At 46.0% G+C, this 23,161-nt stretch carries 16 protein-coding genes; 4 read left to right on the top strand and 12 right to left on the bottom strand.

The genetic code is table 11. The features are described from left to right. Positions 1–31: 31 nt before the first annotated feature. The 4 genes from AC6R05_RS21855 to malT form a co-directional block, all read right to left on the bottom strand. A complete protein-coding gene (locus AC6R05_RS21855; RefSeq protein WP_500648603.1) occupies positions 32–622 on the bottom strand; it encodes an SCO family protein in 591 nt (196 codons plus the stop codon). Further along, complete coding sequence (locus AC6R05_RS21850; protein ID WP_150896787.1) at positions 619–1,056, bottom strand: hypothetical protein; 438 nt, start codon at positions 1,054–1,056, stop codon at positions 619–621. The genes AC6R05_RS21855 and AC6R05_RS21850 overlap by 4 nt, the downstream gene beginning before the upstream one ends. A gap of 214 nt (positions 1,057–1,270) precedes the next feature. Continuing rightward, positions 1,271–2,191: a polyprenyl-phosphate transporter gene (locus AC6R05_RS21845; protein ID WP_032550534.1), complete on the bottom strand. Its 921-nt coding sequence runs from the start codon at positions 2,189–2,191 to the stop codon at positions 1,271–1,273. Positions 2,192–2,762: 571 nt separating this feature from the next. Beyond that, a complete protein-coding gene (malT, locus tag AC6R05_RS21840; RefSeq protein WP_032550533.1) occupies positions 2,763–5,471 on the bottom strand; it encodes an HTH-type transcriptional regulator MalT in 2,709 nt (902 codons plus the stop codon). 567 nt (positions 5,472–6,038) lie between these two features. Here malT and AC6R05_RS21835 point away from each other — a divergent pair. From AC6R05_RS21835 to glgB, 3 genes are all read left to right on the top strand, one after another. Beyond that, on the top strand, positions 6,039–8,492 hold the full coding sequence (locus AC6R05_RS21835; RefSeq protein WP_032550532.1) for a glycogen/starch/alpha-glucan phosphorylase: 2,454 nt from the start codon (positions 6,039–6,041) through the stop codon (positions 8,490–8,492). 131 nt (positions 8,493–8,623) lie between these two features. Beyond that, the gene (gene malQ, locus AC6R05_RS21830) at positions 8,624–10,804 is read left to right on the top strand and encodes a 4-alpha-glucanotransferase (protein ID WP_150896783.1); all 2,181 of its coding nucleotides are present in this window, start codon (positions 8,624–8,626) and stop codon (positions 10,802–10,804) included. A gap of 175 nt (positions 10,805–10,979) precedes the next feature. Continuing rightward, the gene (glgB, locus tag AC6R05_RS21825; RefSeq protein ID WP_500648602.1) at positions 10,980–13,160 is read left to right on the top strand and encodes a 1,4-alpha-glucan branching protein GlgB; all 2,181 of its coding nucleotides are present in this window, start codon (positions 10,980–10,982) and stop codon (positions 13,158–13,160) included. Positions 13,161–13,268: 108 nt separating this feature from the next. On the opposite strand, the gene AC6R05_RS21820 is transcribed toward glgB, so the two are convergent. The 6 genes from AC6R05_RS21820 to AC6R05_RS21795 all read right to left on the bottom strand — a co-directional run bounded on the left by AC6R05_RS21820 (position 13,269) and on the right by AC6R05_RS21795 (position 18,820). After that, positions 13,269–13,739, bottom strand: coding sequence for a TetR/AcrR family transcriptional regulator (locus AC6R05_RS21820; protein WP_500648601.1), 471 nt, complete (start codon positions 13,737–13,739; stop codon positions 13,269–13,271). 179 nt (positions 13,740–13,918) lie between these two features. After that, positions 13,919–14,758, bottom strand: a complete 840-nt coding sequence (locus tag AC6R05_RS21815) for an energy-coupling factor transporter transmembrane component T family protein (RefSeq protein ID WP_500648600.1) — start codon at positions 14,756–14,758, stop codon at positions 13,919–13,921. Beyond that, entirely contained in the window at positions 14,755–16,449 is a 1,695-nt protein-coding gene (locus tag AC6R05_RS21810; RefSeq protein ID WP_500648599.1) for an ABC transporter ATP-binding protein, read from the bottom strand. The genes AC6R05_RS21815 and AC6R05_RS21810 overlap by 4 nt, the downstream gene beginning before the upstream one ends. Before the next feature lie 7 nt (positions 16,450–16,456). Further along, complete coding sequence (locus AC6R05_RS21805; RefSeq protein WP_032550524.1) at positions 16,457–17,005, bottom strand: ECF-type riboflavin transporter substrate-binding protein; 549 nt, start codon at positions 17,003–17,005, stop codon at positions 16,457–16,459. A gap of 286 nt (positions 17,006–17,291) precedes the next feature. Then, positions 17,292–18,422, bottom strand: coding sequence for an HlyD family secretion protein (locus AC6R05_RS21800; RefSeq protein WP_150896778.1), 1,131 nt, complete (start codon positions 18,420–18,422; stop codon positions 17,292–17,294). After that, complete coding sequence (locus tag AC6R05_RS21795; protein ID WP_285468085.1) at positions 18,422–18,820, bottom strand: DUF3302 domain-containing protein; 399 nt, start codon at positions 18,818–18,820, stop codon at positions 18,422–18,424. Before AC6R05_RS21795 ends, AC6R05_RS21800 begins: the two co-directional genes overlap by 1 nt. Positions 18,821–19,022: 202 nt before the next feature. Between AC6R05_RS21795 and AC6R05_RS21790 the strand changes: the two genes are divergently transcribed. Beyond that, complete coding sequence (locus AC6R05_RS21790; protein WP_500648598.1) at positions 19,023–19,910, top strand: DMT family transporter; 888 nt, start codon at positions 19,023–19,025, stop codon at positions 19,908–19,910. Positions 19,911–19,990: 80 nt separating this feature from the next. Here AC6R05_RS21790 and AC6R05_RS21785 read toward each other — a convergent pair whose 3' ends face one another. Both AC6R05_RS21785 and AC6R05_RS21780 read right to left on the bottom strand, forming a co-directional pair. Continuing rightward, positions 19,991–21,571 carry a GGDEF domain-containing protein gene (locus tag AC6R05_RS21785; protein WP_152469884.1) on the bottom strand — a complete coding sequence of 527 codons (1,581 nt, stop codon included), beginning with the start codon at positions 21,569–21,571 and terminating at the stop codon, positions 19,991–19,993. Beyond that, positions 21,552–23,039 carry a tetratricopeptide repeat protein gene (locus tag AC6R05_RS21780; protein WP_500648597.1) on the bottom strand — a complete coding sequence of 496 codons (1,488 nt, stop codon included), beginning with the start codon at positions 23,037–23,039 and terminating at the stop codon, positions 21,552–21,554. Before AC6R05_RS21780 ends, AC6R05_RS21785 begins: the two co-directional genes overlap by 20 nt. Positions 23,040–23,161 lie beyond the last annotated feature (122 nt).

Genomic DNA, 23,161 nt, shown 5'->3' with positions numbered 1-23,161 from the left:
AATTGAATCGGTTAACGGCTATCGCTAGGCGTTATAGCTTTTTGATTGCATCAACAATCGGCGCTGGCGTAAGTGTATGTGGAACCTTAGTAATCAAGGTGCCATCAGGTTTTAAAAAGTAGAAGTAAGAGCTGTGGTCGAGTGTGTACTCAAGCTCTGAGCCTTCTAATTCTGACTTACGGAAAATCACGCCGTAGTTATGAGCCAGCGCTGTTGTGATATCAAGAGGGCCGCTTAATCCTTCCATATTCAGGTGGAAGTATTGTGCGTATTCATAAGATGCTTCTGCAGCATCACGTTCTGGGTCTAAAGAGATAAACATCGGGCGAACGTTCGCGACTTCTTCTTCAGATAGCTGATTGAGCGCCCCGGCCAACATGGCTAGTGACGTTGGGCAAACGTCTGGGCAGCGTGTGAAGCCAAAGTACACAATGCGCACTCGAGCATCACTTTCGTCGAAGATCTCTACGGGTTGGTTGTCTTTACCAAACAGAGTAGTTGCTGAGATCTGTTGCTCTTTCTCTAGCTGCATTTGAGCTTTACTCTGTTCATCAAGGTAGGTTTTGACCCCGAACCCGAGTACGAACGCAACGACTAATGCGAGTGACCAATTTTTACTCATCTTTCCATCCTTATTGCTGGGTGTACCGTATTATTGCCGTCGGTTAATTCACCGAGCCATGTCATCTTGTCCATGGTACACACAGGTAAAATGACGTCACCTTGGAATGTATTCCCTTCGGTGCGCTTTAATTGAAATCTCGCCGTACCCATCTCCATTTCTAAACCACTGAGTGATAACTGAAGTTGGTCAGAACTGGTGCCATCCCAAGTGACGGTCAGAGTAGCAGGAACCAGAGGTTGAGCAGTATCGTGCTCAAACACCATGGTGACCGAGTCTTGAGCGCACTCTTGCGTGCTCAACATACAGTACTGACTGATGTCTTGCTCTGTTTGAGTGTCTAGCGCGTGATTAACTTGCTCGAGTAGTTGTGGGCCAAAGAAGCCGGCAAGCAGGGCGGCGCTTACCATCGCAACCTTAAGTGCTGGGTGCATAGGGGCTCTCATCATTCCTTATATTGAGGGGCGATGGTATCACAAAGCTCATTACGTGCTTGTATCAAAAAACAATTTTGTGCGGAGGGTAGAAGCTTTGTAGTGGAGATTTATCTGGATATTGGTCATGGATTTTTCGGATATTCCAGATACAAAAAAGCGAAGCTGCTTGCTTCGCTTTAGGTGTTTCTATTAATTTCTGTCTACTGGTCTGTTAATGACCGTTTCGTTCTGCGAATTTCTCTAGGCCTAGCACCAATAGAATCGCTGCCATCATCATGATTACCGCGAGGACTAATTGTGATGGTTGAGAAGTAATAGATTCAAATTCAAATGGAGAAAGATTCTCTTGAATCAATGGCACTTGCTCGCCCTTGGAGTTAGTGCGCCAGCTGATGGTCTCTTTCCATGGCCAGATTTTTGGCAGGGTGCCAATCATCAAACCGGTTAGGAAGACTAAAGTTACATCTCTAAATGAACGCAGTAGCCAAGAAAGAACGTGAGAGAAGCTTAAAAGACCAATCACACATCCAGAAAGAAACAGCAGTAGGATGTCAATTTGGAAACCCTTTACGGCAGCAAGTACAGGTGTGTACATGCCGATAAGTAGCAAAATGAAACTGCCGGAGATACCAGGAAGGATCATCGCACAGATTGCAATCGCGCCTGCAAGCATGACATTAATGCTGGTTGGTTCCATATGCAGTGGTTTAAGAACTGTGATGCTATAAGCAAAAGCAACGCCGAGTAACAGAAATAGCCCACGTATTGCATCGCGCTTCTCAACTTGCTTAAGAATGTGAAACACAGAGACCAAGATCAGACCGAAGAAGAAAGACCATAATGGCACAGGGTGGGCGACCAGTAACCAAGAGATCAGTTTTGCTAAGGTAGCGATGCTAGTGAATACACCACCAAATAGAGCGATTAAGAAGAAGCCATTGATGTGATTGAATGCAGCTTTAAAGCCTTCACGTTTCCAAATACCTAAAACACTAGGGTTGATTCGACGAATGCTTTCTAAAAGCGTGTCATAAATGCCAGTAATAAAAGCAATGGTGCCACCCGATACACCAGGCACAACATCTGCTGCACCCATCGCCATGCCTTTAAAGAAAGTACTTAAGTAGTTCATTTGTCTCTGAGAGTTAATAATGGTTTGGTGCAGTATACAAACTTTGGTGTAAAAAAAGTATGAATATGCAATCGAGGACGTCACTTTAATTCTTAGTCCACGGAGACGGTATGGATTGTGTCATCAAATTCATTCTGGGAAGCAAAATAATAAACCTTGCACCCTATTTTGACTCGCATTATTACCAATTCAAATGAAATTGATTTCTTATTTATATTGCGTTTGTTTGCATTATGCAATTGCATTTTGCATATCTAGAGTCATTTAGAGAGGCATTTTTGCGATATTCCCCCAAAAAACTGTGTGTTAAAAGTTGGCACGCATCCTGCTTTATACCAAGTGACCCTTCTTAAGCCGAGGGTCACCTAGCCAACTGACGTTGTTAGTGAACCTGAATTTTGTTCACACATATATAGAGCCAATCGCGGATATTGCGGTTGGCTATTTTTTTGTCTGTAAGTTGGTGTTGCCTGTTTTATAAGCAAAAAAAAGCTAGCCACCATCGGTGACCAGCTTATGTTTTTTCTCGAATCTCGAATCTCGAATCTCGAATCTCGAATCTCGAATCCGTTTAGTATCCCATTAACTGCAATAAGTTCTCAGCGGTACTGATCGCTTCTTTACGGTTAGCGATATTCAGCTTTTGATACAAGTTACGAATATGAGTCTTGATGGTTGTACCTGCCACATCAAGTTCTTGTGCGATCTGTTCGTTACTAAAGCCCGAGTAGATTAGGCCAAGTACCTGCCATTCACGTTGTGTGAGCGGGCTAGTGCGCACTAGCTCAGGAATGTTAGGGTGGTTGACCAAGTTTTCTACAAAGTCTTCATCGAAGTGTACAGAGCGACTACGCTGAGTGGTTGAGATGTCTTTCATGATCTGTTGCGCACGGTGACGCTCTAGATCGCCTAGGCCAGGTTTATTACTCAGCTTATCAAGAATGTGTCCAATCGTTGAACCATCAACAAGGAAGTTGCCGACCATACCTGTTTGGTTGGTCATGTGTAGTGCTTCTTCAAGCAGCACACGAGCGCTCTCTTCGTCGTTGGTTTGAATACGCAGTACCGCCTCAACAATCAAGTTGCGGTTGGTGTCAGTGACAAGGTGAGATCGTTTTGCCTCACTCTTCAAGAATACCAGCGCCTCTTCTGCCTCTTCAAACTGCTCCAACATGATGTGTGCACGTACAATATTACGCCACTGTAGTTGGCAGAAGTGGTTGCTCGCTGATTCAGGGCGAACCGCAACGTTCAACCAATCTTGAATCGAATCTTTATCTCCTTTCACTTGCCAGAAAAGCAGCAGTGAAAGAGAGGCGTTGGCTGTCCAATCTACGTGGTAAGTGGACTGGCGCAGAAGGTGCTGAATCTGGTCGATAAACTTGGCAGCTTTATCAATTTCGCCGCGGCTGAGTGCAATGCGAGCTAACATCGAGTAGCTGTGCAGGTGCTTACTTGGCGAGTGGTGACCGAGAATATCTAGTCCTTTGTAGCAACACTCTTCCGCTTCGTCTAAACGGTTCCAACACCAACATATCTGAGCACGCACACGCAGTAGGAATTCATGAAGCGGTACGTACTGGAGTTGGTGCTCTTCGATAAGCTTGAAGGCACTGTCTTGCAGTTCGAATGCCGCTTGAACGTAACCCTGTGCGATCAGAATTTCGCTCTGTTGCAGAATCGCCCACAGTGCTTGATGGTAAACCTGATATTGGCGCGCGAGTTTTTCAGTTTGCTGCATCATTGGCAATGCGCGGCTTAAGTTACCCATTACGTGGTTAACTTCACCCACCACAGAGGTGGCAACAATACGGCTACGGTAAACGGTGGTATTAAGCTGGCTTAGCGCTAACTCTGCCAACTCGAGTGCTTTTTCAGGCTCGTTACTGTTAATAGCCACCTGCGCTCGGAGTGCGTTGTATTGACCTTGCTGCTGGGTATCAAGCTCAATATTACGGGCTTGATATTGAGACTCTGCCTCTTCTAGCAGCGTGCCTACTTGGTCGTAACGGTGTTGGCTCTGCGCCAACCAAGCACGTAGCATCGAGAGCTTAGGGTCGCTGTAAAGCTGATCTGGCGTGAGTTGCTTGATCGCCATCTCTAATGAAGAGAGTTCGCCTTGGTTAAACATTTGCCAGCCGTGTGTACCTAAGATTTGGACGATTAACTCAGCATTGTTTGCTCTTTGTGCATGGCGAAGAGCTTGATGAGGCGTGTCTTGTTTTAACCAAGCTTGAGCGGCAGCGTTATGCAGTTCAGCTTCTTGCTGCGGGATACGCGCTTGACGCTCGTGAGCCAAAAACTCACCGAATAGATTGTGGAAGCGGTACCAGTTTTTCTCTCCCTCTAACGGGTAGATAAATAGCCCAAATCGGTTGAGGGATTCAATCATCCCCAATGCGTCCTCACGCTGAGTAAGTGCGCACACCAATTCATCATTAAAGTGGTCGAGCACAGAGCACTGCATTAAGAAGTGGCGAGTCTCTTTGTCCAGCAGGTCAAAGACTTCTTCCACTAAGTAATCCCAGAGGTGGGCGTGGTTAAAGTGAGAAACCGATTCCGCCGATTGAGCAAGTGTACGTTTCTGATGTTGTGCTTGCAGGGCGATTAATTGAAGTGCAGAAGGCCAACCCTCGACATAGGCACAGATACTACCCGCAGTCGTGTCATCGACGCCGTCCGTAACTCGCTGGTTGAAGAAGCGGGTTGTCTCTTCTGTATCGAATGCCAATGAATCGTTGCCTAGCTCAATCATCAGATCGCGAACGCGTAAGTTTGCTGTACCGAGCGGTGGCGTACCGCGACTTGTCACAACAAGCGTCAGATTGTCTGGCATGTGCTTTAAGAAGAAACGCATCGCTTCATGCACATCGTCATTGTTAACGAGGTGGTAGTCATCAAGCACAAGGAAGCACTCATGATGAAAGTTCGCCATTTCAGCGAAGACTTCACTTAGCAAAGAGTGTAGTGATGAGAACTGACGCTTTTCCGCTAACTTTTGTGCGTTAGGGCAGGCGTTTTGCGTCGCTTTATTAAGAGATTGCAGCAGGTAGTTGATGAAACGGAAGGCATCATTGTCACTGTCGTCAATGCTGTACCAACCTACATTGGGTTTATCAACCAACCACTGAGCGGCCATGGTGGTTTTTCCATAGCCTGCGGGAGAGCGGAATAATACGAGCTTATAGCAGTCGGCATTTTGTAGCAGATCTAATACGCGTGGTCTTAAGATTGCGTTGTGTAATCGCCCCGGGCGAGTCAGTTTAGACGGGATCCACATGTCGAAGGTTACCTATTCCATGGCTCTTGTCTTTATAAGGAGAGTCGATTGCGTATAACCGACCATCAAAACAAAAGCCGTTATGAACTAATTCTGAAGCTATGTTACGTGAAGAAAAATGGCCCAGACCATGATCAGCCTCAGAAACCTTGCACTGTGGCATATTTTGACCCAACTACGCCCTTTAATTGTGATGTTTATCACTAAACGGGGTGGTTTGTGATCGTGATGTTGCTCGTTTCTACACATGAATTTGTGAAAAAGATGAGAACATGAAAAATATTTCGTGATCTAAATATCAGAACTCGCAAGAAAGTGAAAATAGGTAAACAAAAAATTCATCATTCAAAGTTAAGTTATGGAACGGGGGCTTGTGATCATAATCACTCCAATTTTTTATTCTGGAGCTGAACATGAGATTTAGATCACTAACCCAACGTCAGTACGCCCCCTACGCCCTTTCATCTACTCCTAGTCAGCCGTTAGACCGGGATGATGTTTAGTTAATTGTGACCATGCACGATATGTCACAGATGAATTAGAACAAATAAAAGCGAGATTTCTGAAATGAAAGCAACTCAGCAAAAAACTTTTGATAAAGTGTCGTTCCAAGAAAGTGTTAAGAAACACCTATCTGCAACCTACGCAACAACAGTAGAAACTGCAGACAGCCGCGCATGGTACCTAGCAATGGGCCGTGCTCTAGCAGAACTGACAACATTTGATCTGCTTGCTACTGAAAATGATGAGAAGATTAAGAACGCTAAGAGCGTTAACTACCTATCTCTTGAATTCCTAATTGGCCGTCTAACAGGTAACAACCTGATCAGCATGGGCCTTTACGAGCAAATCACTCACGCGATGGAAGAGCTAGGTCAAAACCTAACGGATCTTCTAGAAGAAGAGCGTGACCCATCACTAGGTAACGGTGGTCTAGGTCGTCTAGCAGCATGTTTCATGGACTCTTGTGCAGCACAAGAATTCCCAACTGTAGGTTACGGCCTACACTACGAGTACGGTCTATTTAAACAGTCTTTCGAAGACGGTCGTCAAAAAGAAGCTCCAGATGCATGGCGTGGTGTTGAAGGCTACCCATGGGAAGTGGCTCGTCCAGAACTAGCACAAGAAATCGGTTTCTACGGTCACGTTGAAGTGGTTGAAGAGAACGGTAAGCAAGTTCGTAAATGGGTTCCAGGTATGTCTGTTAAAGCAATGCCTTGGGATCTACCAATCGTTGGTTACGAGTCAGATACAGTTTACCCACTGCGTCTTTGGGAATGTCAGGCTATCGCACCATTCTCACTAGCAAGCTTCAACAACGGTGACTACTTCGAAGCACAACACGCGCTAATCGATGCTGGTAACATCACTAAAGTTCTATACCCGAACGACAACCACGAAAAAGGTAAGACTCTTCGTCTAATGCAGCAGTACTTCCACTCTGCAGCGTCTGTTCGCGATATTCTACGTCGTCACGAAGCAGCAGGTTTTGCTCTGGCGGATTTACCTAAGCAAGAGACTATCCAGCTGAACGATACGCACCCAACAATCGCTATCCCAGAGCTAATGCGCATCCTTATCGATGAGAAAGGCCTAGATTGGGATACTGCTTGGGACATCAGTGCAAACACGTTCGCTTACACGAACCACACACTGCTTCCTGAAGCTCTTGAGACTTGGTCTGAGTCGCTTATCCAGCGTCTACTTCCACGTCACATGGAAATCATTTTTGAAATCAACCACCGCTTCCTACAAGAAGTTCGTAAGATGTGGCCTGGTGATGGTGAGAAGCAAGCTAAGCTGTCTATCATCCAAGAAGGTTTCCACCGTATGGTTCGCATGGCAAACCTATGTGTAATCGGCTCTTACAAAGTAAACGGTGTAGCAGCGCTTCACTCACAGCTAGTTAAGAAAGACCTATTCCCTGAGTTCAATGAGATCTTCCCAGGCAAACTGACTAACGTAACAAACGGTATTACGCCACGTCGTTGGTTGAAGTTCTGTAACCCAGGCCTGTCTGCGCTAATCACAGACAAGATTGGTTCTGAGTGGCCAGCAAAACTTGAGCAGCTAGAGGGTATTGCTAAGTACGCGACAGACGCGAAATTCCAAAAAGAATTCATGGCTGTTAAGAAAGAAAACAAACAGCGTCTTGCTGATTGGGTTCAAGAGAACATGGGTATCGAGCTAGATACTAACGCTATCTTCGACGTACAGATCAAGCGTCTGCACGAGTACAAGCGTCAGCACCTAGACTTGCTACACATTCTATCTCTGTACCACCGTATCCTTAACGAACCTGGTTTCGAATGTGAGCCGCGCGTATGTTTCTTCGCAGCGAAAGCAGCACCGGGTTACCACCTAGCGAAAGAGATCATCTTCGCGGTGAACAAGATTGCTGAGAAGATCAACAACGATCCACGCATTGGCAACAAACTGAAAGTGGTATTCATTCCTGATTACCGTGTAAGCATGGCTGAAATCATCATCCCAGCGGCAGACGTTTCTCAACAAATCTCGCTAGCGGGTAAAGAAGCATCAGGTACGGGTAACATGAAGATGGCTCTAAACGGCGCTCTAACTATCGGTACGATGGATGGTGCGAACGTTGAGATTCGCGAAGAAGTTGGCGAAGAGAACATCTACATCTTCGGCCTAGACGTTGATGGCGTTCAAGCGGTGAAGGCGCAAGGTTACAACCCTTACGACTACTACCACGCAGACCCACTACTGAAGGCGTCACTTGACCTACTAACGGGTGAAGAGTTCACTCCAGGTCAACCAGGTCTACTACGTGCAACGTTTGATAGCCTACTAGATGGCGGTGACCCATACCTATGTCTAGCGGACTTCGCTTCTTACGTGAAAGCACACGAAGACATGGACAAGCAATACAAAGACCAAGCGGGCTGGGCTAAGAAAGCCATCCTTAACACCGCATTGGTTGGTAAGTTCACATCAGACCGCTCAATCCGCGACTACGTGAACAACATTTGGAAACTAGAAGCGGTTAAACGTTAATAGACCCCAAATAAGCCAAGGCAGTTTCTGCCTTGGCTCAATTAGTTGGCTCAAAGCTAAATTGAAAATAAATAAACTTAGACAAATAACCCTACAAAATTGAAAGCGTTAGCGCGTTTTCGGAGAGAGCGATGAAAGAACAAAGCGTATTAAAACAAGTCGCAGAAATGGCAAACCTTGCCGACAGTTACGTAAGTGCGTGGGGCGATGAAGCACAAGTATCTGACGAAACATTAACTCGTCTATTGGCTTCATTGGGCTACGACACAAGCAGCGACGACGCTCTGCTTAAGTCTGCAGAGAAAAAACACAAGAAAGATGTATTAGACCCAGTTCTTGTCTTGCGCGATGGTGAGCCTGTAGAGGTTGCACTAAATCTAGGTGTGAGTGCTCGTGAAAGTGAGTTCAGCTGGCGTTTAGAAACTGAGCAAGGAGAGGTACTTGAAGGCTATCTTCAATCTCAAGTTGTACGAGACGAACGTGCAGAGGGTGGCCCTTTAGTGTTTGCATTGCCAAACGATTTGGCATGGGGTTATCACAAACTTGTGGTTAGCCGTAAGCGCCGTAAAAAGCCTTACGAAATGACGCTGATCATCACGCCAAAAGCGTGTTTCAAACAGAACCCAATCGAGCAAGGTAAGAAGCTTTGGGGTCCAAGTGTTCAGCTTTACACACTTCGCACTCAACACAACTGGGGTATCGGTGATTTCGGTGACCTTAAACAGTTGGTGGCTGACATCGCTTCGCGTGGTGGTGATTTCGTGGGTCTTAACCCAATTCACTCTCTGTTCCCAGCAAACCCAGAAGGTGCGAGCCCATACAGCCCATCTTCACGCCGTTGGTTGAACATCCTATATATCGATGTGAGCTCAGTGCCTGAGTTTGCGTTGAGCGCAGAAGCGCAACAAACAGTAGGCAGCGCAGAGTTCCAACAGCGTCTGCAGAAAGCTCGCGACGCACACTGGGTTAACTACACAGAAGTGTCTGAGCTGAAGATGAGCATTCTTCCGCTGCTATTCACTGAATTCAAACATCGTCACCTAGACAAAAACAGCGACCGTGCTCAAGCATTCCTAGCGTTCGTTGAAGAGGGCGGTGATAGCCTAATGCATCAAGCAGCGTTCGATGCACTACATGCAGAGCTGCACGCGGAAGATTCTAACATGTGGGGCTGGCCTGTATTCCCAGAGAAATACCGCACATTTGAAAGCCCGGCGACTCAAAAATACATCAAAGAGAACATTGAGAAAGTACACTTATACATGTACCTACAATGGCTAGCCGATTGTCAGATCAACGACGCACAATCTCTGGCTGAAGAGAAGGGTATGGCTGTAGGCCTTTACCGTGACCTTGCTGTAGGTGTTGCTGATTCTGGTAGCGAAACTTGGGCGGACGAAGGCAACCTAGTAATGGATGCGAGCATTGGCGCTCCACCAGATATTCTAGGTCCTCTAGGTCAAAACTGGGGTCTTCCACCACTAAACCCAGAAGTACTTCAAGCGACGGGCTACGATGCTTACATCAAGCTACTACGCGCAAACATGAAGCACTGTGGTGCACTGCGTATCGACCACGTACTGGGCCTACTGCGTTTGTGGTGGATTCCAAAAGGTGAAGATGCAACACAAGGTGCTTACATCTACTACCCAGTTCAAGACATGCTAGCAATTCTAGCGCTTGAATCACACCGCTATCAGTGTTCTGTGATTGGTGAAGATTTAGGTACTGTGCCTGATGAAATCGTCGATATCTTAGCGGATGCTGGCGTTCACTCATACAAGGTATTCTTCTTCGAAACATCTGAGGAAGACGGTGGCTTCATCTCACCAAAACACTACGCATCACAATCAATGGCTGCACTGTGTACGCACGATATGCCGACGCTACGTGGCTTCTGGCACTGTGATGACCTGAAGATGGGTCAAGAGATTGGCCTGTACCCAAATCAAGAACAGCTGAATGGTCTGTTTGATGACCGTCTTGAGTGTAAGCAGGGCATTCTAGATTCTGTTGCATGGCATGGTTTCCTACCGGATGGTGTAGGTCGTGATGCGAGCCAAGTGCCAATGGACTCTTACCTAGCTGAAGCGCTACAACTTCACGTTGCGGCAGGGTCTTCAACGCTTCTAAGTGTTCAATTGGAAGACTGGCTAGAAATGGACCAGCCTGTAAACATTCCAGGTACGGTAGACGAATACCCGAACTGGCGTCGTAAGCTATCGATGAACCTTGATGAGATTTTTGCTCACGATGGTGTTAACCGTATTGCTTCTCGTCTGACCGAAGTTCGTGAAAAAGCGGGTAACTAATATGCTTGAGTGGCCCGATAATACTGAGATTTTTGCTTGTTGCATAAGAAACTATAATCTTGGTCACTCAAACGTTTCCGTACGTCAGGTACAATAGATCGTCGTTATATTGCCCGCATCCATAGCGGGCATTTTTATTTTATATTTTTTGGATGTTTGGTTAGGGAGAAAGGTTTTGGAAATGAGTTCAATTTCAAAGCAAGAACAAATATATACCCAACTATCACAGGCTTCGTTTGCTGACCCATTCTCATGTTTAGGTCCGTATCTTCCTTCTGATGAAGGTGCATTGCGCGTATGGATCCCAGGCGCAGACAAAGTTGAGTTGATTGTTGGCGACGAACCTCGTGTTGAATTAGAGCGCGAAGGCGACAGTGGTTTTGTCTTAAAGCAAGAGCGTGATTTGCGTTTTGCGCACTACAAACTGGCTGTTGATTGGGCTGGTGTAGAACAAATCTTAGACGACCCATATCAATACCATGAGCTGTATGCGAGCTACGAAGCACTGCATACACCAAAAGATATGTACCATCATATGGGCGCTCAGTTTATTACATTAGAGCGTGATGGGGACACAATTTCTGGTATTCGATTCTTAGTTTACGCACCACATGCGTCAGCGGTGAGCTTGGTGGGTAACTTCAACTCTTGGGATGGCCGTCGCCACCCAATGCAGCGTCTTGATTATGGCATTTGGGGTCTATTCATCCCTGAGCTAGAAGAGGGCGCGCAATACAAATTCGAACTGAAAGGTCCAAATGGCGAAGGTCTACCACACAAAGCTGACCCTTGGGGCTTCTATTCTGAGCAGTACCCATCGTTCTCTTCGGTGACTTATGATCACGCTCGTTACCAGTGGCAAGACAGCCAGTGGCAGAGCCGTCCAGTAACGGAAAAGCGTAAAGAAGCTCTGTCTTTCTACGAACTGCATGCGGGTTCTTGGAAGCGTGATGCTAATGGTGATTTCTTAAATTACCGCGACCTTGCAAAAGAACTGATTCCATACCTAACGGATCTTGGTTACACCCATGTTGAATTGATGCCTGTTTCAGAGCACCCGTTTTACGGGTCATGGGGTTATCAGCCAGTGGGTCTATTTGCACCGACGAGCCGTTTTGGCTCACCAGACGATTTCAAATATTTTGTTGACCAGTGTCACCAAGCCGGTCTTGGCGTGGTACTTGACTGGGTTCCAGCACATTTCCCAAGTGATGATCATGGCTTGGCTAATTTCGATGGCACGCCTCTGTTCCACGATCCAGATCCACGTCGTGGTTGGCATCAGGATTGGAACTCGTACATCTACGACCTAGGTCGTGAGCATGTTCGTCGTTTCCTAGTTTCTAATGCTTTGTATTGGTTTGAGCAATTCCACATTGATGGTATCCGTGTGGATGCTGTGGCTTCGATGCTTTACCTCGATTATTCGCGCAGCCATGACCAATGGGTGCCAAATGTCGACGGTGGCAATGAGAACTACGATGCCATCGCAACATTGAAGTGGATGAACGAAGAAGTCTACAAACACTTCCCGAATGCAATGACCATCGCGGAAGAATCAACGGCATTCCCAGGTGTATCCGCACCGACATTCATGGGCGGTTTGGGTTTTGGCTTTAAGTGGAACATGGGATGGATGCACGATAGCTTGTCTTACATCCAAGAAGACCCTATCAACCGTAAGTATCACCACGACACGATTACTTTCCCACTCGTTTACGCGCACAGTGAAAACTACGTATTGTCTCTATCGCATGATGAAGTGGTTTACGGCAAGGGCTCTATTCACAATAAGATGCCTGGTGATGAATGGCAGCAAACGGCTAACCTGCGTGCTTACATGGGTTACATGTATGCGCAGCCGGGTAAGAAGCTTAACTTCATGGGCGCTGAGTTCGGCCAAACAGCAGAATGGAACCACGATGACCAACTGCAATGGTTCTTACTTGACTACGAACGTCACCAAGGTGTTCAAAAGCTGACGAAAGATCTTAACCACCTTTACCGTAATGAAGCTGCGATGCATGACTTAGATTTCGACCCACAAGGCTTTGAGTGGCGTCTGCAAGACTCTGCAGAGGCGAGTATCCTAGCTCATGAGCGTATCAGTGAATCAGGTGAACGCGTGTTGGTTGTATCGAACTTTACACCGGTACCGCACGAGCATTTCCGTCTGGGTGTTCCGGCACAAGGTCAGTACAGCCTATTACTCAATACTGATGATGCTAAATACAACGGCAGTGGTTTTGAAGTAAAAGAGGTGGCTGAAATCGAAGCAGTGCAAAGCGAAGGCTTGGACACGTCGATTGAACTGAAACTTCCACCACTGGCGACAGTCTTCTACAAGCTGAACTAGTGTTAAAGATCTCTAAGTAAGATTGAAAGCAAAATGGGAGCCTCAGGGCTCCCATTTTTTATGTCTGCTAATCGCTATTAATATATTCTTGTTAACTAGGCAGTGCCTTTAGTTCGGCCTAAAGGTAGTCATTCTAAGAAGCGAGCGACCAATAACAGTTTCAATGACTTGTCTTGCATTACTACCAAAGCTTTCGATAGCTTTTTCACGAAAAGCACCATCAGCTTGCAAATCAAAACCTTCTGGTTGTTCTGCTTGTGATGCATGGAAGAAGATCAGTTTCATGACGCTCTGAAATTGTGGCTCATCCAGAGCTTTATCCCAAGATTCATAGAAGGTGTTCTCATTCGTGAAATCTAGAGGCTTCATGATAATTGGCAATATATGCCCATGTAGAGCAGCTCTAATCGCGCGAGTTGATGGAAAGTAACCTTGCAGTGTTGTTAAGCTCACGCCAATCTCTTTCGCGATACGTGCATACGTGAGCGACTCATGACCTTCCGCCAAGAATAGGTCTAGAACGACTTGGTTGTACTTTTTTTGGTTTTCTATTTTCTGTTGCTGGGTAATACGAGCCATGTGGTATTGGGATGCTGTTCTGGATTTAGGGTATGGTAATCCGATAACTTAAATATCGCAATTATGAAACAAATAATTCATATTAATTTTTATAAAAAAATAAGTTTCAAAAATAACAATAAGAAAGCCGCTTGGTTAAAGCGGCTTTTTATGACTTAGTATTTTAAGGTGAGAGCTAATTAGAATGGATACCAAAACAGCTCTGGTTCTAATACTCGTTTGGTGATTGCCAGAACGACAATCAGCACGATAATGACAAGAGCGATGTAATCTGCCCTCTTAAGAGGCGCTGTACTGTACCAAGTACGTGACTTATGATGTCCGAAGCCACGTAGTGTCATCGCGTTCGAAATCTCATCAGCGCGGTCTAAACTCGAAAAGATGAGTGGACCCAATATCTTAGCAACATTCTTAATGCGAGCCACGAGCGGCGCTTTCTTTGACAACTCAACACCACGTGCTTGTTGGGCATGCATGATGTTGATGAAGTCCTTTTTAACCTCTGGTAGGTAACGCAGTGTCAGGCTAACGGCATAAGCGATCTTATAAGGTACGCCAATGCGGTTAAGGCTTGCTGCAAACTCTGTTGGGTGCGTTGTAAACACAAAGATTAATGCAATTGGGAACATGCTCATGTACTTCAGAGTCACGGTAATGAGATAAAACAGTGTCTCTTGGCTCAAGGAGTAGTTACCCGGCAGCGTCAGTAGAATATGCTCGCTTCCAATCAGTTCAGTACCTTGTTGAGGGGCAAGCAAATACATAAACAACGCATTCAAACTCAGAACACTAAATGTACCAATCAGCAGTGGCTTATAAACACTGACCGGTACTCTTGTCATTTTGAGTAGCAATAGACCTGTTGTGATTAGCAATACGATCAAGCGCAAGTCAAAGGTTGTCAGTACGACCGTCACCCAAGCGAGAAACAGTGCGAACTTAGTGATACCGTTCAATGCGTGCAGTGGAGATTGAGTATCGATATAGTTGATACCAAACTTTATCTTAGAGGCATTCATATTGCGCTTCTCTCGTAGTCGATGAAGTACTGCATAAATGCGTTGGTATCTTCGATTTTCATCATTGTCGCAAGTTCGTAAATACTGGTGGTACACAAGTTGGCACGGTCTAATAGCGAAGGTTGGCTGAACACTTCAGTCATCGGTGCGTTGGCAATAAGTTTGCTGTCAGCAATTACAATAGAGCGTGTGGTGTACTCAAGCACCAGATGCATGTCATGAGAGATGATCACCACCGTAATACCCAATTCTCTGTTTAGCTTTTGAATAAACGCCAACATAGATGTGTAGTTTCGATAGTCTTGACCGGCTGTTGGCTCATCGAGAATCAATAATTCTGGCTCAAGAACAAGAATAGCTGCTATGGTGACACGCTTCTTTTGTCCGTAGCTTAGAGCTTCAATTGGCCAGTGACGGAACTTGCTCAAGCCGCAAAGCTCTAGTACTGATTCAACCTTCTGTTTGATGGTCTCTTCATCAATACCACGATTACGCAGACCGAATGCCACTTCGTCGAAAATCATATGGTGTGAAATCATATGATTTGGGTTTTGCATAACAACGCCGACTTTCTGGCTACGCTCAAAAATAGAGAGTGTACTTAGGTCTTCGCCGTTAAGGTACGCAGAACCCGAATCAGCCTCAATTACACCCATGATCAACTTGGTGATGGTCGATTTACCGGAGCCGTTTTTGCCTAAAATCGAAACAAACTCGCCTTTACCGATTTTAAAGCTGACATCTTCAAGCGCGTTTTTTTCACCATCATAGGAGTAGGTAAGACCGTGTACTTCAAGTAGCGGTGTGTATTGCTTTTCAGCTTGTGCTGGTGGACGTTGGTTAAACCAACCTTGAACTGTTGGCCTAAACGCTTTGTAATCTAGTGACTTTAAGTTCGAGAGGGTGTCTTTTGCTGAAAGTGGTACCTGTGCAGCTTTTAGCGCTGAAAGGTACAGAGGCTCACGGATCCCGTGCTTTTCGAGAAGCCCTGACGCAAGTAGCTCATCAGGCGTCGAGTCGGAAATGATCTCACCTTGGTCCATCAGAATCACACGGTCGACATGGCGATGCAGCACATCCTCAAGACGATGCTCGATAATAATGACGGTTTTGTTGGTTTCACGATGTAGTTGATCGATGATCTCGATAGTCGCTTTGCCCGTCTTTGGGTCTAAGCTCGCTAACGGCTCATCAAAGAGTAGTGTATCTACTTCGTCAACAAGAATGCCCGCCAGTGAAACACGCTGTTTCTGGCCGCCAGAGAGGTCGTGAGGCGAGCGTTCAAGCATGTCTGCTAGGTCGACCATCTTTGCGGTCGATTTCACTAACGGATACATGTCGATGTTTGACATCAGTTGGTTTTCTAGAGCAAAGGCAATATCTTCACCGATGCTAAGACCAACAAACTGGCTGTCAGTGTCTTGAAGAACAGTGCCGACTTGTTCAGTAAAGTCATGCATAGAGAAGCTAGCGCAATCTTTGCCTGACATCTCCAATTTACCGGTCACTTCGCCTTTTGTAGCGTGAGGGATTAAGCCATTTAAACATTGACCAAGGGTAGACTTGCCGCTACCACTTGGTCCAATAATGACGATTTTCTCTCCTTTCTCTATCCTTAGATTGATATTTTTTAGCGTCGGTTTATCCAGCGACTCATATCTAAAAGAGAAGTTCGAAAATGCGATAGTCATTAAACGCTTATGCCTCTGTTAGGTTACGGCTTTGCTTATTGCGTTTTGCAACAGATTTCAAAATTAGGAAGCCAACCACAGCGATCAGTACTGTGTTGCCTGCTGCAATGATAGAAAGTTGCGTGAAGACTTTAGTGAACGGTTCTGCGTAAAGAATCGTGTCTAAGAATGCTGAGCAGCCGTAACCTACCACGTTACCTGCTAGCGCTAAGATGACGAAAAGAGCAAAATCTTTCATTGGTAGTTCACCTTGAGCAAGGCGGTTCTTCGTCATTACTGGGAATAGGCCAATGACCATGCCCACGATACCTGAACCCAATACCCAAGTTAACCAAACGCCCCAACCAGCGAAAAGGTCGGTAACCCAGTGGCCGATGAAGCCGACAAGGAAGCCTACGATTGGGCCGAATAGAACAGAGAACAGCGCAAGCACTGCCATTGCTGGCTTAAGAGTGGTGTTGGCAAAGACAGGCACACCAAACATAGGTAGACCACCAATGCCGTATAGGGCAGCGCCGATGGCAATGACGACGACAGTTTTCGCTGAAAAGTTCATAGATAACCTCAAATGAAAAATTTGCTTTATAAAGAGCGTTTATTCGCCATTGAATTATAAGAAGTCTTAAAGACGATTTTTTAGGCAAATATAAAAAATAAGGCGCGCATTATACAGTAGAAATACGCCACAAGGAAAGATAAGTGTCTGGATGTCTAAATAACTTTAAGGGCTTGGTTAAAGGGTGACGGATATGCGGAGTTTTTGGCCTATAACCATCAAAAAAAGCCAGACAGTGTCTGGCTTTTGGCGTTGTCGTTAACACTCGAGTGAGCGTGTTGAAACGTTAGTGATCTAAGTAGAGGTAGTTTTGCCAGCTCTTCATACGAATCAGAACCTTACGCATAACAGATACGTGGGTGAAGCTATCAGAATAAACCGCAACTTCGACCGCTGTTCCCATTGGAAGGTGATATTCCGATAGATCGTCGGTAATCGTTAGCTTCGCAAATACACGACCACTGGTTTTGAGTGCTTCAGTACCCAGGAGTGCACCACGAGCTTGGATTTGGCTTTCACCAATCGCAGGAAGCACCTCTTCAATGCGCCCTTTGAATACCTTGCCCGGAAGCGCACGGAATAGAAATTCTGCTTCAAAGCCTGGCTGTAGACGCTGTAGCGAGTTCTGACGGAATGCCGCGGTATAGAACTGCTCTTCAGTGTGAACAAAGGTCATCACGGGTGCAAGTGGCAACGGAACCGCCATAACACCAGGTCGCAGTGCCAATTGAGTCACGTAGCCATCTGTTGGAGCACGGACAACCGTTTGGTCAAGATCGAATTGTGCTTTACGTAAGTCAGCCAATAAGCCAGCTACTGCCGTGTTCTCACCACCGATTTCAGAGTTAAGTGCAATCTGTGCTTGCTCTTGGCTAGCTTCAGCCACTTTAAGCGCTGCTTCTGCCGCTTTGTATGCTTGGCGACGAGTATCCAGTTGTTGCTCGGTGAAGGCACCGCTATTAAAGCCGCGTTGGTATCGAGAAAACTCACGTTGCGCCTTGTCACGTTCAGCAATCGCTTTGATTTTCGCTGCTTCAGCTTCAGCAACCTGAGATTCAAGACCTAGCGCACCTTGGCTTGCCTCTTTTACTTTTGCTTCTAATTTCGCCACTTCTGCTTCAAAAGGGATAGGGTCGATCTTAAATAAGATGTCGCCTTTTTTCAGAGGCTTGTTTGGTTCAACCGGTACCTCAATTACTTTACCTCTAACACCTGAAACGATCGGTGTGGTTGAGTAGACTTGGTTACCAATCTGAGTGAATGGATGGTTATAGTTCATCAACAAGATAAGGGTGCCAATGATGACTACACCACCTAGTACTGCGGTCGGGACTGTCCATTTGTTAAGAGGGATATTAAACACTTTGAAGATGGTGATACAAAGTGCCGCATAGGTCATTATCAGTAGTAAATCCATTACTTAACCTCCTGATCTTTTGACTGTTCTTGGCTTGGGGTGTCTGCCGACGGTTGCGTCGCTACCGCTTGTTTGAGTGCTGCGACTTCTTGTTGAAGGGCGGTGACCTGGTCGATGAGTGTATCAACACGGTGATGAGTATCGTGCTGCTCTTCTTCTAGCTTAGCGAAACCCCAGCCACGGTCTGTACGCCATAGCGTTGCCCAAATCCAAAGGAATGGCCAAATGGCATGAAGCGTAAACAGGCTAACCCAGCCGGAAACGTGAATGGCATCTTGATGAGGGTGATTACGTTCTTTCGCGATTTCATATGGGATGTCATGAATCACGATGATTCCGTAAAAAATGACTAGTGCAACAAAAATTAATAAGCCGAGTGCAAAATAGTCTAAAAACATAACAGATCCTTGTAATGTTATTTATGAGTTATCAATATAGTACGCTATCGTACAAGTAATTGTTATAAAAATGATTTGTTTGTATATGATTTTTAGAACGGACACCGATAAACAATAGATTGATACTATTAGAGCCTTTGTTAGTGTGCACTTACTACTCTAAAGCTAAGGAGAGCGATAAGGTGAGAAAGCAGGTGAACCAATGAGTTATGTAGGTGAAGTAGCAGCGATTGGAGCCGCTATTGTGTGGGCTGGGGCTACGTGGATCTACAGTCAGTTTAGCCATCGTTTCTCTGCGATGCAGTTGAATATCGTCAAAGGGGTTGTAGCCTCGGTGATGATGATGCTTGTTATCCCTTTGATGCCGATGCCCGATCTCCAATTAGAGTCGACTCATATCTTGGTGTTAGCGGTGTCAGGAATCATAGGTATCGCGATAGGTGATAGCGCTTATTTTGCATCATTGAAAAGAATAGGGGCAAACAAGACGTTATTGCTTGAATCGCTCGCGCCGCCTTTATCTGGCGTGTTGGCTTTAATGCTGCTCGGTGCCGCACTCTCTTTGCAGAGTTGGCTAGGGGTGATCATTACTACACTGGCGGTGACTTTTGTTGTGTTTCAGCCTAGTCAGCAAGAAGAAAGTGTTGATTGGAGTGGCGTCGGTTACGGTTTGTTGGCCAGTGTTTGTCAGGCATCCGGAGTGGTTATTTCGCACTATGCATTGGTCGCCGGTGATATCCCACCTTTAGTCGGTGCTTTGATTCGCTTAGTGGTTGGTGTTTTTGCAGTGATCCTAATGATTCGATTCTGCGAACCTAAGCCATTTTCTAGCATGGCTAGACACTTAAAACAGATGGGCAAAAACGACAAAGCGTGGCTATTGGGGGCGATTTTTGTCGGGACCTTCCTCGCACTCTGGCTTCAACAAGTGGCGCTTAAGCATGCCAACCCTGCGATTGCACAAACACTAATTGCGACTAGCCCAGTGTTTATTCTGGTCATATATGCCTTCAAAGGGGAGTCAATATCAAAGCAGAGCTTAATAGGGACGTTGTGCGCCGTCGGCGGTATTTCTCTGTTTTTTCTTTGAAACATTGGATACAAAAATAGAGAGGCGATGATCTCTCTATTTTTATCGTTGTTATTTACCAAGCTTTCTATCAAATAAGGTTACTCGGTACAGACTTGGTTTCGTCCATTTGCTTTGGCTCGGTAGAGCGCCTTATCAGCACGGTAGAAGGTACGTTGTGTGTTCTCACCATCACGATGGAGCGTAATGCCGACACTGACGGTTAGTCCTCGTTCACCTAATATTTCATGCCAACCATATTGGAAGATACGTTCTCGATAATTCTCCGCGTGCATAGCGGCTTGAGCTTGAGTAGCGTTTTCCAAAATAACCAAGAACTCCTCACCACCAAAACGCACACAAGAAGCGCCGCGGAATTTAAAGTAACCCGCTAACTCTTGCGCCACACTAACGATCGCTTTATCACCGACCAGGTGGCTTAGCTCGTCATTGATCGATTTGAAGTGGTCGATATCGACAACCAGCAGTGCAAACGGTGTATTGTGAATAAGAAGGTCTTTGAGTTTTACATCTAGCCAACGACGGTTATGGAGGCCTGTCAGTGGGTCGGTAAATACGTCTTGTTGCAGCTGAGCTACCGCATTTTTATGCTGCTCAGTGGTCTCTTTAAGCTCTTTGTTCTCTTGTTCAGACAAGATGAGTTTTAGTTGCAATTCGAAGCGAGATAGACGTCGCAGTTGACTTGCCCCAAGCTCACTGATCGGAATCTGTTTCATCAGGTCGGTTTCGATGCGGTAGCCTTTTTTCTCGTGCTCTAACGCTTCTTTATAACGCCCTTGGTGCATGCAGACTTCACTCATGGAGTCGTAGAAGCGCTTAGCCAACACCGGCGATGAGTAGCTTTTTACTCTCTTGCTGGTGCTCTCGAGAATCATACTCGCGTAATCTTGCTTGTTGATGATAGTTAAGCAATGTGCGAGCTCTAAACGAATCATAGTGGCTAACCAACTCGCCTGTGTGTTGGTTGCTGTATGCTGAACAGATGAGATGCAGCGTAAGGCTTCGTGATATTTTTTCTGAGCGCGGTAAACTTTGGCTTGGTAGAGCGAAATCTGCGCGGTCAGTAGTTTATTACTCACCAAAATACTCAGCTCTTCACACTCACGAAGCAGATCGCTGGCTGCGGTGATTCGGTTGAGATGAAGGAAGCTAGCGACCATGTGAAGCTTGAACTTCAAACGCAGTAGGCGACTACTGATGGCATGATCGATACTGCTGATTTTTTGGTAATAGCGCAGCGCTCGGTTGTGATCGCCATAAGCATCACACAGGTTACCCATGCCCAAGATGGCCATTACGTACTCGTCAATATGCCCGTGTTCAACGGCAATCGTCGATGAGCTGATAAACTCATTGAGTGCGGCAGTGTAATCCCCTTTTTCCACCAAGCGACTGCTAAGGCTGGTTTTGACTGTCAGTATGTCTTCAACATCGCTGGGTAAGGTTAGAAGATCGAGCGCGGCGCGCAGCTCATCGATACTGATTTGATTCTGTTGCAACTCAGCACGATATTCAGAACTAATAATGTAGCAGTGTGCCTGCTCTTGTTGTGTAGTCGCGATGTGCTGGCGAATGTGATCCCAGAAAATGATCGCTTCTTCGCCAGAAACTGAAGAAGGGTCTAAACCTGCGTCCGTGATCTTATTTAATAACGTTTCCATCAGTCTCTTTCTCAGCTTCGTCTTCTTCTAGTTGTTCTAATGTGAACGGGAAGGTCAAGATGTCATGAAGTGTCACGACGGGCGGAGCGCCTTTAAGTCCCTTTCTATGCCAAGGGTAGATGTTGAGCATGGTGGTGAGTTTGTCGAAGATAGCTTGCGCTGCGTTGCCTTTCTCTGCCAGCATGAGCGCAACGCGTTCACCGCTCAAACGTGAGATGAAATCTTCTTGGTTACAGAAGGTGTGAGCGAGTTCAGTACATACTTCGAGATAGTTGGGGTCGTCGTGCTGGAACATAATGATGCTGTGATTTGAGCGCTTGAGCTCGGTTTTAAACAGCACCAACTGCTCCCACCAAAACGTTTCTGATACCACGTGAGAGAATTGCTTCTCTGGGTCATACTCGTACTGACCGCGAATTCGGTTAATCAATTTACGGGCGCGTTGTTCGAGTTGGCGTTTTGAGCTGCGAGCTTTATCTAATCCGACACGTGTCGTCTGCTCACGAAGCATGTTGGTCGAATATTGACGGTATTTTTTAAAGGCGATCAGTGCCGCTTCGTAATCTTGATTCTCTTCAGCAACCAGAGATTGTTGGTAGCAAATTTGGCTTAGCAACTCACCGTTATCAAACTCGTTTGCTGATTGCTCCGCATGGGTAAGCAGTTCAGATGCTTGGTGTGGTCGCTTTCTTAATAACTCTAAGCGAGCACGGCTAATGAAGGAGTGCGCTTTCATCCATACTAGGTTGTGTTCAACAGCCAGCTTGTGCGCTTTGGCGGTCGCTTGTTCAGCATCATCAAGACGTTCAAGCCCAAGCAGTGCCAATCCTCTAAAGTCCCAAACCTCTGCATGCCACGTGTTATCTGGGTGGTCTTTTAGCGCTTCTTCTGCACCATCAAGCACCGATAGCATCTCAACGTAATTATTCAGTAGGTAGTAGTCCCACGCGAGCAGGATTCTCGCTTTGCCTTCCAGCCACCCAATTCGGCTATTATTTGCCACCTTTACGGCAAGCTGGTGGGTAGAGCGTGCGAGTTTGTACTCATGGGTGATGCGCCAGATGTTACCAAGCCCAATTAGACATTCGATTTGAATTTCAAGTTCGTCGACCAACGCAGACTGTTCGAGCGCGTTAATCCAGTATTGTTGAGCGGAGTAGTATTTAGCTTGGCCCCAGAACTGAAGCGCATGAAGGTGGAGAATTTCAGGAAGAAAGAGATCAGTATCGAGTCGACTTTGGCGTTTATAGGCGTCTTTGATGTACTTTAAGCCTTTGCGATAATCCATAAGATTCCAGCAACAGCGAGACATCAACATCAATGACTGAATCGCTCCCTCTTCAAACAGAACCTGTTCTGCTCTCACCAAGCATTGCTCAGCTACCTCGAAGACGACGGCGGGTTCTGAGTCTATACGCTTTTTGAGTTGCTCAAGCTCTGTTTCAATTAGATACTGGTTTTTGTCCAAGGCATAAGTCCATTAATTATCGAACATACTGATAACACCATCATTATAAGTGTGTGATTTAGGATAAGCACTAATTATCTAACGAAGAGGTGATACCAAGTAATGATCTTTTTGATTAATGA

The organism is Vibrio sp. R11-SG3-ISO9 (assembly GCF_059834255.1).
This window is presented reverse-complemented; position numbering and strand designations above follow the sequence as displayed.

Excerpts from the sequence above, each read along its gene's own strand:
- AC6R05_RS21855 (WP_500648603.1), bottom strand. The coding sequence starts at position 622 with ATGAGTAAAAATTGGTCACTCGCATTAGTCGTTGCGTTCGTACTCGGG.
- AC6R05_RS21850 (WP_150896787.1), bottom strand. The coding sequence starts at position 1,056 with ATGCACCCAGCACTTAAGGTTGCGATGGTAAGCGCCGCCCTGCTTGCC.
- AC6R05_RS21845 (WP_032550534.1), bottom strand. The coding sequence starts at position 2,191 with ATGAACTACTTAAGTACTTTCTTTAAAGGCATGGCGATGGGTGCAGCA.
- malT (WP_032550533.1), bottom strand. The coding sequence starts at position 5,471 with ATGTGGATCCCGTCTAAACTGACTCGCCCGGGGCGATTACACAACGCA.
- AC6R05_RS21835 (WP_032550532.1), top strand. The coding sequence starts at position 6,039 with ATGAAAGCAACTCAGCAAAAAACTTTTGATAAAGTGTCGTTCCAAGAA.
- malQ (WP_150896783.1), top strand. The coding sequence starts at position 8,624 with ATGAAAGAACAAAGCGTATTAAAACAAGTCGCAGAAATGGCAAACCTT.
- AC6R05_RS21820 (WP_500648601.1), bottom strand. The coding sequence starts at position 13,739 with ATGGCTCGTATTACCCAGCAACAGAAAATAGAAAACCAAAAAAAGTAC.
- AC6R05_RS21815 (WP_500648600.1), bottom strand. The coding sequence starts at position 14,758 with ATGAATGCCTCTAAGATAAAGTTTGGTATCAACTATATCGATACTCAA.
- AC6R05_RS21810 (WP_500648599.1), bottom strand. The coding sequence starts at position 16,449 with ATGACTATCGCATTTTCGAACTTCTCTTTTAGATATGAGTCGCTGGAT.
- AC6R05_RS21805 (WP_032550524.1), bottom strand. The coding sequence starts at position 17,005 with ATGAACTTTTCAGCGAAAACTGTCGTCGTCATTGCCATCGGCGCTGCC.
- AC6R05_RS21800 (WP_150896778.1), bottom strand. The coding sequence starts at position 18,422 with ATGGATTTACTACTGATAATGACCTATGCGGCACTTTGTATCACCATC.
- AC6R05_RS21795 (WP_285468085.1), bottom strand. The coding sequence starts at position 18,820 with ATGTTTTTAGACTATTTTGCACTCGGCTTATTAATTTTTGTTGCACTA.
- AC6R05_RS21790 (WP_500648598.1), top strand. The coding sequence starts at position 19,023 with ATGAGTTATGTAGGTGAAGTAGCAGCGATTGGAGCCGCTATTGTGTGG.
- AC6R05_RS21785 (WP_152469884.1), bottom strand. The coding sequence starts at position 21,571 with ATGGAAACGTTATTAAATAAGATCACGGACGCAGGTTTAGACCCTTCT.